General features: G+C 40.5%; 13 protein-coding genes and 1 pseudogene. All 14 read left to right on the top strand.

The window, feature by feature from the left end; genetic code table 11:
• Nucleotides 1-38 precede the first annotated feature (38 nt).
• Nucleotides 39-457 (top strand): annotated as a pseudogene (locus JT739_RS00810) (holin family protein).
• Nucleotides 454-1,458 carry an N-acetylmuramoyl-L-alanine amidase gene (locus tag JT739_RS00805; RefSeq protein ID WP_237659200.1) on the top strand — a complete coding sequence of 335 codons (1,005 nt, stop codon included), beginning with the start codon at nt 454-456 and terminating at the stop codon, nt 1,456-1,458. The pseudogene JT739_RS00810 and the gene JT739_RS00805 overlap by 4 nt, the downstream one beginning before the upstream one ends.
• 57 nt (nt 1,459-1,515) lie before the next feature.
• Nucleotides 1,516-1,734 carry an SHOCT domain-containing protein gene (locus JT739_RS00800; RefSeq protein WP_028306865.1) on the top strand — a complete coding sequence of 73 codons (219 nt, stop codon included), beginning with the start codon at nt 1,516-1,518 and terminating at the stop codon, nt 1,732-1,734.
• A gap of 61 nt (nt 1,735-1,795) precedes the next feature.
• On the top strand, nt 1,796-3,364 hold the full coding sequence (locus tag JT739_RS00795) for a recombinase family protein (RefSeq protein ID WP_237659199.1): 1,569 nt from the start codon (nt 1,796-1,798) through the stop codon (nt 3,362-3,364).
• Complete coding sequence (locus JT739_RS00790; RefSeq protein ID WP_237659198.1) at nt 3,328-3,819, top strand: recombinase family protein; 492 nt, start codon at nt 3,328-3,330, stop codon at nt 3,817-3,819. Before JT739_RS00795 ends, JT739_RS00790 begins: the two co-directional genes overlap by 37 nt.
• Entirely contained in the window at nt 3,782-5,359 is a 1,578-nt protein-coding gene (locus tag JT739_RS00785) for a recombinase family protein (protein WP_237659197.1), read from the top strand. The genes JT739_RS00790 and JT739_RS00785 overlap by 38 nt, the downstream gene beginning before the upstream one ends.
• Before the next feature lie 173 nt (nt 5,360-5,532).
• Nucleotides 5,533-6,387 (top strand): substrate-binding domain-containing protein, encoded by an 855-nt coding sequence (locus JT739_RS00780; RefSeq protein ID WP_237659196.1) that lies wholly within the window; start codon nt 5,533-5,535, stop codon nt 6,385-6,387.
• 69 nt (nt 6,388-6,456) lie between these two features.
• On the top strand, nt 6,457-7,311 hold the full coding sequence (gene pstC / locus JT739_RS00775; protein WP_237659195.1) for a phosphate ABC transporter permease subunit PstC: 855 nt from the start codon (nt 6,457-6,459) through the stop codon (nt 7,309-7,311).
• The gene (gene pstA, locus JT739_RS00770; RefSeq protein ID WP_237659194.1) at nt 7,311-8,186 is read left to right on the top strand and encodes a phosphate ABC transporter permease PstA; all 876 of its coding nucleotides are present in this window, start codon (nt 7,311-7,313) and stop codon (nt 8,184-8,186) included. The genes pstC and pstA overlap by 1 nt, the downstream gene beginning before the upstream one ends.
• 109 nt (nt 8,187-8,295) lie before the next feature.
• Nucleotides 8,296-9,045, top strand: a complete 750-nt coding sequence (pstB, locus tag JT739_RS00765; protein ID WP_237659193.1) for a phosphate ABC transporter ATP-binding protein PstB — start codon at nt 8,296-8,298, stop codon at nt 9,043-9,045.
• Nucleotides 9,045-9,695 carry a phosphate signaling complex protein PhoU gene (phoU, locus tag JT739_RS00760; protein WP_237659192.1) on the top strand — a complete coding sequence of 217 codons (651 nt, stop codon included), beginning with the start codon at nt 9,045-9,047 and terminating at the stop codon, nt 9,693-9,695. The genes pstB and phoU overlap by 1 nt, the downstream gene beginning before the upstream one ends.
• A complete protein-coding gene (locus JT739_RS00755) occupies nt 9,692-10,366 on the top strand; it encodes a response regulator transcription factor (protein ID WP_011838134.1) in 675 nt (224 codons plus the stop codon). Before phoU ends, JT739_RS00755 begins: the two co-directional genes overlap by 4 nt.
• Nucleotides 10,363-12,033 (top strand): ATP-binding protein, encoded by a 1,671-nt coding sequence (locus JT739_RS00750; protein WP_237659191.1) that lies wholly within the window; start codon nt 10,363-10,365, stop codon nt 12,031-12,033. The genes JT739_RS00755 and JT739_RS00750 overlap by 4 nt, the downstream gene beginning before the upstream one ends.
• Nucleotides 12,034-12,186: 153 nt before the next feature.
• A complete protein-coding gene (locus JT739_RS00745; RefSeq protein WP_237659190.1) occupies nt 12,187-12,351 on the top strand; it encodes a hypothetical protein in 165 nt (54 codons plus the stop codon).
• Nucleotides 12,352-12,577: the final 226 nt, after the last annotated feature.

Below are 12,577 nucleotides of genomic sequence, written 5' to 3'. Positions count from 1 at the left end.
CTATATGCAAAATTCAAGTTGAACGGAGGTTTAAGACAATGAAAACGGTATGGAACTGGGCGCAGGCGGTTTTTACTGCTATTGGCGGATTTCTTGGCTGGTTTCTTGGAGGGCTGGAGGATTTTTATATGCGCTCATCGCTTTTGTGGTCATTGACTATGTGACCGGCGTGATGTGTGCCATTGTAGACAAAAAGCTTTCGAGTGAAGTCGGTGCCAAGGGCATCTTTAAGAAGGTGCTTATTTTTGTACTTGTGGGTGTGGGACACATCATCGACAGCCAGGTGCTCGGCAACGGCGGGGCAATCCGGACAGGGGTGATTTTCTTTTACCTGAGTAACGAGGGCATTTCAATTCTTGAAAATGCAGCACATATAGGACTGCCCATTCCTGAAAAGCTGAAGAACGCGCTGGAACAACTGCATGGCCGCTCAAATGAGGAGGATGAAAAGAAATGAAGCTTTTTACAAAATACATGACGCGAAACGATTGCTATACAGCAGGCCGCAAAATCACGCCTAAAGGAATCATGGTACATTCGACAGCTGTGCCGGGTGTAATGGCGGCTGAGTGGTTTTCCCGTTGGAACAAATCTTACAAAGCCGGTGAAATAAACAGGCAGGTATGTGTACATGCTTTTGTAGACGATAAAGAGGTTTGGCAATACCTGCCTTGGAATCATCGCGGCTGGCATGCAGGAGGATCCGCCAACAATACCCATATTGGCTTTGAAATCTGTGAGCCTGCCGGGTTTTCGTATAAATCCGGGTCGGTGATGGTGGGTTATGATGCAGCAAAGCAGGAAGATTATTTCTTTAAAGCGTGGCAGAATGCGGTTGAACTCTGCGTTATGCTCTGCAGGGAGTACGGACTTGACGAGAATGACATCATCTGCCACTCCGAAGGATACAAGCTCGGTATTGCCAGCAACCATGCTGATGTGATGCACTGGTTCCCCAAGCATGGGGAGAATATGGACACTTTCCGAAAAGCAGTAAAAAAAGCGCTGGAGAACAGTACAGATACCAATACTGATATTGGAATTGGAGATATGGTGGAGTTTAAGGACAGTGTAAAGAATTACTACCCCGGCAGTGTGGAAGTTCCAACGTGGGTTAAAAATGACTATTACCACAGGGTCACGCAGACTTTATACAAAGGCAAGCCGGTCATAAAAGGCGGCAAAGAATGTATTTTGCTTGGCAAAAAGGTTAAGAAATCCGGCAGTCAAGAGATTGCAGGTATAAACACTTGGGTAGCAAAAGAAAACCTTGTAATTGTAAACAGCCTTCCTGATAACAAGGGCAATAGAACTTATACAGTGCAAAAAGGCGACACCTTATGGAGAATAGCGGAAAAAGAACTCGGTAGAGGAACAAGATATCCGGAGATTAAGAAACTCAATGGCCTGACTTCAGATACTATTTACCCCGGACAAGTTCTCAAATTGCCGGAATAATGATAAAGGACAGCCAGTCGAGGCTGTCCTAAGTTTTTATAGGAGGTGCTTTCTTGAATGATAGAGACGGCTAATCATATACCATATAACCCGCAGGAAACGAACTATACAAAGATAACGCAGGAGGAACTTCAAAGAGAGGTTGATTACTGGCGGGCATACAAAATTCTGCAGAGGATGCTTAAGGCGGGACTGATTTCAGAAGAAGAATTCAACAAAATCGACAAATTGAACCGCAAAACTTTCTCGCCGATGTATGCACAGCTTATGGCCTAATTGGCTTGCTATTAGCGGCACACAGAGGTAACATGTCACATGCCCAAAGGAGGTGAAAACAGTGAGAAAGGTAACAAGGATTGATGGAAACAATGCTCTCCAAGCTTTCAAACCAAAGGTAAGAGTGGCAGCTTATTGCAGGGTTTCAACCGATAGTGATGAGCAAATGGCAAGCCTGGAAGCGCAAAAAGACCATTATGAATCCTATATAAGAGCAAATCCTGATTGGGAATTTGCAGGGATTTACTATGATGAAGGCATTTCAGGTACAAAAAAGGAAAACCGAACTGGACTATTAAGGCTGCTTGCAGATTGTGAAAACAAGAAAATTGACTTTATTATAACCAAGTCAGTCAGCAGATTTACCAGAAACACAACCGACTGTATTGAGATGGTGAGAAAACTTACCGATCTCAGTGTTTTCATCTATTTCGAGAAAGAGAATATAAACACACAGCGCATGGAAGGCGAATTGGTGCTGACAATTCTGAGCAGTCTTGCAGAAAACGAATCCTTATCCATTGCAGAAAATAGTAAGTGGTCTATCAGACGTAGGTTCCAAAACGGAACATACAAAATTTCGTATCCTCCCTATGGTTACGATTATGTGGATAGAAAGCTATTTATCAATAAAGAACAGGCTGAAATCGTAAAGCGGATTTTTTCCGAAGTCTTGGCCGGTAAAGGCACACAGAAAATTGCAGATGGGCAAAATTCCGATAAAATCCCAACAAAGAGAGGTTCGCATTGGACAGCGGCAACTATCCGCGGCATTTTAAGCAATGAAAAATATACTGGGGATGTCCTTCTGCAAAAAACCTATACAGATGAGAATTTTAAGCGGCATTATAATCATGGGGAAAAAGATCAATACATGATAAAAGATCATCATGAAGCCATTATATCCCATAAGGAATTTGAAGCCGCCCAAGAGATATTAAAGCAAAGAGGAAAAGAAAAAGGTGTAATTAAGGGAAGCAGTAAGTATCAAAAACGCTACCCTTTCTCTGGGAAAATCAGATGCGCAGAATGTGGCAGCAGTTTTAAGCGTCGAATTCATGGCAGCGGTAACCGTAAATATATTGCATGGTGCTGCACAAAGCATATAAAGGACGCATCAAGCTGTTCCATGAAGTTTGTCAGAGAGGATGCAATCCATCAGGCCTTCGTTGTAATGATCAATAAGCTTATTTTCGGTCATAAATTCATTCTAAGACCATTGCTACAAAGCTTAAAGAAGACAAATTACTCAGATAACATAACTAAGATTCAGGAACTGGAAACTAAAATCAAAGAAAATACAGAGCGAGTTCAGGTGATTATGGGACTTATGGCCAAAGGATACCTGGAACCCGCTCTTTTTAATACACAAAAAAATGAGCTGCTTAAAGAAGCAGCCATATTAAAAGAACAAAAAGAAGCCATAAAACGCGCAATCGATGGGAGTCAGACTATCCTTGTTGAGGTTGAGAAGCTTCTTAAATTTGCAACGAAAGCTGAAAAGCAGATTGATGCATTTGATAGCGATATATTTGAGAACTTTATTGAAGAAATCATTGTGTTTTCACAGGAGGAAATAGGTTTCAAAATGAAATGCGGGTTGAACTTAAGAGAAAGGCTGGTGAAATGATGAGCCATATACCTTTTGGATATAACATTCAAAACGGCAGGGCTGTAATTAATGAAGAGGAAGCAGTTAAAATTAAGAAACTATTTGAGGCTTATCTTTCAGGGCTTTCTTTAAGCGAAGCGGCACAAAAAGCAGGTATTAAGCGTTACCACACATCTGTTGCAAGAATGCTTTCAGATAAACGGTATGTTGAGGATAAATTTTATCCGCCAATTATCAGCAAGGACACATTTGAAAAAGCACAACTGGAAAGACGCAGGCGAGCTGAGGCGCTTGGCAGGATTTATGAACATAAAGGAAATGAAAAGAAATGCCTGAATTTTAAGTTTCATGCTTCAATGCCGGATAATCTATACGATGATCCATTTCAGCAGGCAGAGTATGCTTATAGTCTTATTAAGAGCGAGGTGATTTTAGATGACAACCAGGAATGTTACGGTAATTCCTGCCCGTAAGCGAATCGGGAATAGTGCAAAGGCCGAGGAATTGCCAAAGCTTCGGGTAGCAGCTTACTGTCGTGTTTCTACGGACAGCGAGGAGCAGGCAACCAGTTATGAAGCGCAAATTGAGCACTACACAAACTATATCAAAAGCAATCCCGAATGGGAGTTAGCAGGCATATTTGCAGATGAAGGTATTACCGGAACTAACACAAAAAAGCGTGAAGAATTTAACCGGATGATAGAAGAATGCATGCAGGGCAAAATCGATATGATAATTACGAAATCTATCAGCCGGTTTGCAAGAAATACGCTGGACTGCCTGAAGTACATAAGGCAGCTTAAAGATAAGAATATCCCAGTTTATTTTGAAAAGGAAAATATAAACACATTGGATTCCAAAGGGGAAATCCTGCTGACCATCATGGCATCTTTGGCACAGCAAGAAAGCCAATCGTTAAGCCAGAATGTAAAACTGGGTATTCAGTACCGATATCAGCAAGGAAAAATCCATATCAATCACAACCGGTTTCTTGGCTATACAAAGGATAAGGATGGCAATTTAGTTATCGTACCTGAAGAAGCTGAGATCGTCAAACGCATTTACAGAGAATATCTTGAAGGTTCCAGTATGCTACAGATAGCTAGGGGTTTGGAGGCTGACGGAATTCTGACGGGTGCAGGCAATCCCAGATGGCATACCAGTACCATCAATAAGATTTTGAGGAATGAAAAATATATCGGTGATGCGCTATTACAGAAAACCTATACGGTAGATTTTTTATCAAAGAAGAGGGTACCCAATAATGGTATTGTTCCACAATACTATGTAGAAAACAGCCATGAGCCTATAATCCCGCGTGAAATTTTTATGCAGGTTCAGGAACAGCTTGTCAAAAGAAGATGTGTGCATATAAGTAAGAATGGAAAGAAAAGAAACTATAGCAACAAGCATCCTTTATCACAGATGGTTTTCTGCGGCAACTGTCATGAAATATTTCGAAGGGTTCATTGGAATAACCGAGGAAAGAAATCAATCGTATGGAGATGCGTCAGCAGATTGGAAAACACCGGTTTATTTTGTACCGCTTCCACTATACTTGAAGATACGCTTAAAGAGAAAATTGTAGAGGCCATCAATGTAGCGGTCAGCGGAAAAAACTCTTTTCTGGCCATACTGAAGAAGAATATTGAAACCGTATTAAGCGAGGATTTGGATGAGAGTACATCAGATATTGATAAAAGGCTGGAAGAACTCCAAACCGAGTTGATCCAAAAGGCAAATTTAAAGGAAGAATACAATAATATTGTAAATGAAATTTATAGGTTGCGAGATTTAAGGCAAGAAACACTTTCAAGAAACGCTCTCCGCCAAGATAAGCGGGATCGGATTGCTGAAATGACGGACTTCCTTAAAACGCAAACGGGTGATATTACGGAGTTCGATGATAAACTGGTTAGAAAACTAGTTGAAAAAGCAATTGTATATGATGACAGGTTAATGGTAGAGTTTAAGTCGGGATTAGAAATAGAAGTGAATCTAGAGAAATTGTAAAAAGAATGCCGTCAGTTGAGGAGGAAATCTTCTTAATTGGCGGCTTTTTAATCTGAGAAAAGGGTGTTACGTGAGATTTTACATAGATTTAACCTTAACCTGCCTTTAGATTTTACTATTCTGCTGTAGTATTTGAATTGTAAAAAAACTGGAGGGAAAGGAGAAAAAACGTTATGAAAAAGATGAAAAGAATTGTATTGACCGTAACCATACTGGCACTCTTCATTACAGGCTGTGCAACTGAAAACAATAATGAAATTGTTGTTGTTTCCCGGGAAGAAGGTTCGGGCACCAGGGGAGCGTTTATTGAACTGTTTGGAATTGAAGAGAAGGATTCAAACGGAAATAAGGTAGATAAAACAACGGACGAAGCAACCGTTGTAAACAGTACCTCTGTTGTAATGACCACAGTCGCTGGTAATAAGAATTCCATAGGATATATATCTCTGGGTTCTTTGAATGATACCGTCAAAGCGGTTAAAGTTGACGGAGTTGAACCTACTGTTGAGAATATCAAGAACAATACTTACAAGGTTTTCAGGCCTTTTATTATCGCAACCAAGGGAAATCCCGGCGAACTGACTCAGGATTTTATCAGCTTTATCCTTAGCAGTGACGGACAAAAGGTCGTGGAAGAAAATGGTTATATTGCTTCTTCAGAGGAAGGCCCTTACAGCAGTACGAAGCCATCCGGTAAAATAGTAATAGCTGGGTCTTCCTCGGTAACACCGCTCATGGAGAAGTTAAAAGAGGCTTATTTGAAAGTGAATACCAATGCAGAAATTGAAATACAGGCGAGTGATTCCACAACGGGAATGAAATTAGCTATGGAAGGAACATGCGATATTGGTATGGCATCCAGAGAATTGAAGGAGAGCGAATTGAAGAAGTTAAAGCCAACAGTTATAGCCATGGATGGTCTTGTTGTTATTGTAAATAAGGAAAACCCGGTAAGTAATCTGACAAGTGACCAAATTAAAGGTATTTTCAAAGGAGAAATTACCTCTTGGAATGAGGTTGCTAAGTAAGATAAAACAAGCCAGCGGAGCATTTGCTGGATGAGACGCACATTCTGGCTTTTAAGGGGTTAAGTATCTATGAAAAAATACAAAGAAAGCATAATGAAAGCAATATTTTTTGCAGCAGCCTGCACATCCATTCTGGCTGTCACGCTTATTTGTTTATTTCTATTTATAAACGGTGTCCCCGCTATTGCTAAAATCGGGATATTTGATTTTCTGATGGGCACAACATGGAAACCGAATAATACGCCTCCTTCATTCGGCATTTTACCCATGATCCTGGGAAGTATCTATGTAACAGCCGGCGCTGCGGTTGTCGGAGTTCCCGTAGGGGTTTTAACAGCCGTATTCATGGCCAAATATTGCCCCAAAAAGCTTTACCGCATCTTAAAACCCGCCATAAACCTGCTCGCAGGGATTCCCTCCATCGTATACGGATTTTTCGGACTTGTAGTGATAGTACCCTTTATCCGTGATACCTTTGGGGGCACCGGCAACAGCATGCTGACGGCATCCATTCTCTTAGGCATCATGATTCTGCCTACGATTGTAGGTATAAGCGAATCAGCAATCAGAGCCATACCCCAAAGTTATTATGAGGGTGCGCTGGCACTCGGAGCAAGTCATGAGAGAAGCACTTTTTTTGTAGTTCTGCCGGCAGCAAAATCCGGTATCATGGCTGCTATAGTCTTAGGGATAGGCAGAGCCATAGGAGAAACCATGGCAGTCATCATGGTTGCAGGGAACCAGGCAAGAATGCCTGCCGGGTTGTTGAAAGGCGTTAGAACACTTACAGCCAACATAATAATCGAAATGGGCTATGCTGCGGAATTGCATAGAGAGGCTCTAATTGCGACAGGTGTCGTGCTGTTTGTTTTCATTCTTATTATAAATTTATTACTATCATTGCTTAAAAGGAGGACTGGCTGATGGAATCCATCAACAAACTATCATATATTCAAAAACTCAGGACTTATAAACGAGACCCCAGATCGCTAGTTTTATTCCTTTTAGTAATTGTATCAACAATTCTTACGATTGGGCTTTTGCTTTTTTTGATTGGGTATATCATGATCAAGGGAATCCCCCATATCAAGCCTGAATTGTTTCAGTGGGAATACAACACCTTAAACGTGTCACTGATGCCGGCTTTAATTAATACGGTTATCATGACGCTCATTTCGCTGCTGATTGCAGCACCTATAGGAGTTTTTTCTGCTATCTATCTGGTTGAATACGCAAAAAAAGGCAACAAGTTGGTTAGCATAATCAGAATTACTGCAGAAACACTGTCAGGGATTCCGTCAATTGTTTACGGCCTGTTTGGTTTGCTGTTCTTTGTAACTGCTCTTGGCTGGGGGATGTCTCTCCTGGCAGGGGCATTCACACTGTCAATTATGATACTGCCACTAATTATGCGTACCACTGAGGAAGCATTAAAAGCAGTTCCCAACTCGTATCGGGAAGGCAGTTATGGGCTGGGTGCAGGTAAGCTAAGGACTGTATTTAAAATCGTTTTACCCTCTGCAATGCCTGGCATTTTGGCCGGTGTTATCCTGGGCATTGGAAGGATTGTAGGAGAAAGCGCCGCGTTAATTTATACGGCTGGAACTGTAGCTGAAATACCAAAGGGCAGCGATTTTCTGTTCGATTCTACCCGTACATTATCGGTTCATATGTATGCTCTTGCCAGTGAAGGGCTATATGTAAACCAGTCTTACGCAACTGCTGTTATACTATTAATTATTGTTGTATTGATTAACTACCTATCAGGGTTTATATCAAAGAAACTTTCAAAAGTCTAAAAAGCCATTTGAAAGGCATTTGGTAATAATTGATGCCAAGGGCCAGACATTAGATGCAAGGCACTAAATATTAGACTTTTGTTACCGGAAGACATGGAGGTAGAAAAAAATGGATAAGATTTGTATAAAAAATCTGGACTTATATTACGGCGATTTTCAGGCGCTGAAGAAAATCAACCTGAATATAAAAGCAAATGAGATTACAGCCTTTATCGGGCCATCAGGCTGCGGAAAATCTACGCTTTTAAAATGCCTGAACCGAATGAATGACATTGTTGAAGGTTGCAGGATAACTGGTAAGGTCCTCCTGGATGGTGAAGACATTTACGGTGATATAGATATCAACCTGCTTCGAAAACGGGTGGGAATGGTTTTCCAAAAGCCCAATCCTTTTCCTATGAGTGTGTATGATAATGTGGCATTCGGGCCACGTACACATGGCATAAAATCAAAAATCAAACTGGACGATATAGTGGAACGGTCGCTCAGGCAGGCCGCAATATGGGATGAATTAAAGAGCCGCTTAAAAAAGAGTGCTTTGGAACTCTCTGGCGGCCAGCAGCAAAGGCTCTGTATTGCGAGGGCATTGGCGGTACAGCCGGAAGTTTTATTGATGGATGAACCTACGTCAGCTTTGGATCCTATCTCAACATCCAAAATTGAAGACCTTGTTGTTGAGTTAAAAAAAGATTATACTATTATTATAGTTACCCATAATATGCAACAGGCGGTACGCATTGCAGATAGTGTAGCTTTTTTGTTAAATGGAGAAGTGATAGAATATGCAAGAGCGGAGAAACTGTTCTATATGCCACAGGATAAACGCACAGAGGACTATATAACCGGGAGGTTTGGGTAATGAGTAATAAATTTGATGAACAACTGGACCTTTTAAAGACTCAGATGATACAAATGGGTGCATTGTGCGAAGAAGCCATAGCAAGTGCAACAAAAGCGCTTATCAACGGAGATATGGAACTTGCCAAAAAAGTAATAACTAAAGATGAGGACATAGATAACAAGGAAAAGGAGATTGAAAGCATTTGTCTCAAATTGCTTCTACAGTTTCAGCCGGTTGCCAGAGATTTACGGCAGATTTCTTCTGCTCTAAAGATAATAACAGATATGGAACGAATTGGTGACCAAGCTGCAGATATTTCAGAAATTATCAGGCTTGCAAATATAAAGTCTGCAAATAACATAAGTCATATAGCAAACATGGCAAAGGCTACGATAAAAATGGTTACCGACAGTATTGATGCGTATGTACAACAGGATTTAAAACTTGCAAAAGCGGTAATAGATTACGATGATGTAGTAGACAATCTGTTTAATGATGTAAAAGCGGATATAATCAGGCTGATTAATGAAGATACTGAAAATGGTGAATTTGCTATTGACCTGATGATGATTGCCAAATATTTTGAACGGATAGGCGATCATGCTACAAATATTGCAGAATGGGTCATATTTTCCATTACCGGCAAGCATGTGGAGGAAGAACAATGATCTATTGTGTAGAGGACGATAGAAGCATTCGGGAGCTTATCATATATGCACTGAAATCCAATGGTTATGAGGCTGTAGGCTTTGACAAAGCTGAGCCATTTTATAAAGAATTGGAAAATAAGCTACCCGATTTAGTATTGCTTGATATCATGTTGCCCGGCGAAGATGGTATTGAAATATTGAAAAAACTAAAGGCATCACCGAAACTACGAAATATTCCGGTAATCATGCTTACTGCAAAAAGCGCAGAATATGACAAGGTTTTAGGGCTGGACAGTGGAGCAGATGATTATATTACCAAGCCTTTTGGTATTATGGAGTTCCTTTCCCGTGTCAAAGCAGTTCTCAGAAGATCAGGAAATGTAAGTAATTCATCTGAAATATCTGTTGGACAGCTAACGATGTATATTGACAAGCATGTTGTTATAGCAGATGGGAAAGAGGTTGCTCTTACGTTCAAAGAATTTGAGCTTCTAAAATACTTAATGGAAAATGCTGGCATTGTGCTGACAAGGGATAAGCTCCTGGAGGAAGTATGGGGATATGAATATGAAGGCGAAACTCGTACTTTGGATGTGCATATCCGTACCCTGCGGCAGAAGCTTGGAGAAGCGGGAGCGATTATTGAGACGGTGAGAGGGGTTGGCTATAAGATCGGAGGAAAGGCATGAAAAAGAGTATTTATAAAAGCATGCTGGTATTGGCCCTTACAACTATTTTACTTACCTCGTTTCTTATAACCGGAGTGATGTACCGGGCATTCTATCTCAGGATGCAGCAAGAAATCAGGAATGAAGCCATTTTTATATCATCCGCTTACAATCTAATCGGACAAGAGTTTTTTTCTAGCTTTGCAGATCAAGAAAGCTCTAGCAGGATTACATGGGTAGCTAGTGACGGTACTGTTTTGTTTGATAATATGACTGATGCAGAACAGATGGAAAATCACCTCAATAGGCCGGAAATTGCCGATGCGTTGAAAAACGGATTTGGTGAAGCAGTTCACCTTTCTAAAACTCTAGGAACTCAGACCTTTTATTGGGCTGTCCGACTTAATGACGGCACAGTCCTAAGAGTATCAGCCACGACTAATAGTGTTTTTAAATCTGTTTTAGGTTTTTTTCCGTATGTCGCTTTAATCACATTGATGGTTATCTTGCTGACCATGATCATTGCCAACCTGTTGACGAAAAAAATCTTTCTTCCTTTGAACAATTTAAATTTGGAGGATCCGTTGTCCAATGATGTCTATGACGAATTATCTCCATTGCTAACTCGCATGGCTAAGCAGAATGATCAGATTAAAAGTCAGTTCAAAAAACTGAAAGAGCAGAAGGAAGAGTTTAATGCAATTACGGAGAATATTAGAGAGGGAATCATAGTTTTAAACAACAAAGGCTTGATATTATTCATAAACAAAAGTGCCGCAGACATATTCAATGTCAGTACTCAGGATATAATTAACAAGCATATATTAACACTTGATCGAAGCATAACTCTTCAAAAGGCAATAGAGACAGCTATGGGAGGGCATTTATTTGAGGATATATTTGCCATAGGTGAAAATTCTTTTAATTTACTGGCTAGCCCTGTTAAGGATGAAGTGGTTGTCAAAGGAGTTATTCTGTTTATATTGGATGTAACAGAAAAACAATCCGCCGAAAAAATGCGCCGTGAGTTTGCCGCTAATGTGTCGCATGAACTTAAAACGCCTCTCACCTCCATTTTAGGTTACGCAGAGCTTATGAAAAGCGGCATGGTAAAACCTGAAGACATTTCCGAGTTTTCCGACCGCATATACAACGAAGCAAGGCATCTCATAGACTTGATAGAAGATGTGATACGGATCTCCAGACTGGATGAAAAAAATGTTCAGCTCCCCTTTGAAGAGATTGATTTATTGGAATTGGCAAAAGAAACAGTCGGCAGATTATCTTCCCTTGCACAGCAGAAACGGATAAAGCTATCAGTCGGCGGTGATAACGCGATCATTTTTGGTGTTAGACAAATTCTGGAGGAGATGATCTATAATCTTTGTGATAACGCAATCAAATACAATTATGAAAACGGCAAGGTTGATGTAAATGTAAAAACTTTCTCCGACCAGGTTGTACTAACCGTAGCCGATAATGGCTTTGGCATTCCGAGGGAGCACCAAAGCCGCGTGTTTGAACGCTTTTATAGAATTGACAAGTCCCATTCAAGGGAAACCGGTGGAACTGGTCTGGGCCTTTCTATTGTAAAGCACAGTGCCGAATTCCATAATGCAAAGATTCGATTGATGAGCAAGCCTGGAAAGGGTACAACGATTACAGTTATATTTAGTCGTGAACAATAGAACCGAATAGCACGGTGTTTTGTTGATATGTTTCCGCATACCTAGAATTTTAAAAACAACCAAAAACCATTGACATGTTCCCGTAAACGTAAGGTTCAAAAAATAAGGCCAAGACATCAATCCAAGCGGCTCGGGCCATGTTGAGTGTGTAGCTTGAATACAAAGAGCAGATTTGTAGAAGCCCTTAATTTTAGGCACTTTTATCAGCATTACACTTTTGACCCAGTCGATGATTTAGCTCGTAATAAGCAGATAAAAGACTATGTAATGGTGTCTGTGGTATTCAGGGTTGACACGGTAGACACGTCAGCAAGCTAATATAAGACCTTACAGGCGGTTTTATCCGACCTGTAAAGTTTTTTGTTGCAATTTTAGGAAAATAAACCACCAGCTTTGCCAGTGAGAATAAAGATTTTTAGATAGGAAAAATACAATAAATGCTATGGATGCAGTGTTCAACATATAACTGTACTACTAATCGATAAACGTTTTTATAGGATTAAACGATATATAACTTATAATCAATCTTAAATTGCAATATTAA

This window comes from Tepidanaerobacter sp. GT38, assembly GCF_021991635.1.
Taxonomy (GTDB): domain Bacteria; phylum Bacillota; class Thermosediminibacteria; order Thermosediminibacterales; family Tepidanaerobacteraceae; genus DTU063.
Note: the sequence above shows the minus strand (reverse complement) of the source record. Positions and strands in the feature narration are given on the sequence as shown.

Excerpts from the sequence above, each read along its gene's own strand:
- JT739_RS00785 (WP_237659197.1), top strand. The coding sequence starts at position 3,782 with ATGACAACCAGGAATGTTACGGTAATTCCTGCCCGTAAGCGAATCGGG.
- JT739_RS00750 (WP_237659191.1), top strand. The coding sequence starts at position 10,363 with ATGAAAAAGAGTATTTATAAAAGCATGCTGGTATTGGCCCTTACAACT.
- pstB (WP_237659193.1), top strand. The coding sequence starts at position 8,296 with ATGGATAAGATTTGTATAAAAAATCTGGACTTATATTACGGCGATTTT.
- JT739_RS00790 (WP_237659198.1), top strand. The coding sequence starts at position 3,328 with ATGCGGGTTGAACTTAAGAGAAAGGCTGGTGAAATGATGAGCCATATA.
- JT739_RS00780 (WP_237659196.1), top strand. The coding sequence starts at position 5,533 with ATGAAAAAGATGAAAAGAATTGTATTGACCGTAACCATACTGGCACTC.
- JT739_RS00805 (WP_237659200.1), top strand. The coding sequence starts at position 454 with ATGAAGCTTTTTACAAAATACATGACGCGAAACGATTGCTATACAGCA.
- JT739_RS00755 (WP_011838134.1), top strand. The coding sequence starts at position 9,692 with ATGATCTATTGTGTAGAGGACGATAGAAGCATTCGGGAGCTTATCATA.
- pstC (WP_237659195.1), top strand. The coding sequence starts at position 6,457 with ATGAAAAAATACAAAGAAAGCATAATGAAAGCAATATTTTTTGCAGCA.
- JT739_RS00800 (WP_028306865.1), top strand. The coding sequence starts at position 1,516 with ATGATAGAGACGGCTAATCATATACCATATAACCCGCAGGAAACGAAC.
- pstA (WP_237659194.1), top strand. The coding sequence starts at position 7,311 with ATGGAATCCATCAACAAACTATCATATATTCAAAAACTCAGGACTTAT.
- phoU (WP_237659192.1), top strand. The coding sequence starts at position 9,045 with ATGAGTAATAAATTTGATGAACAACTGGACCTTTTAAAGACTCAGATG.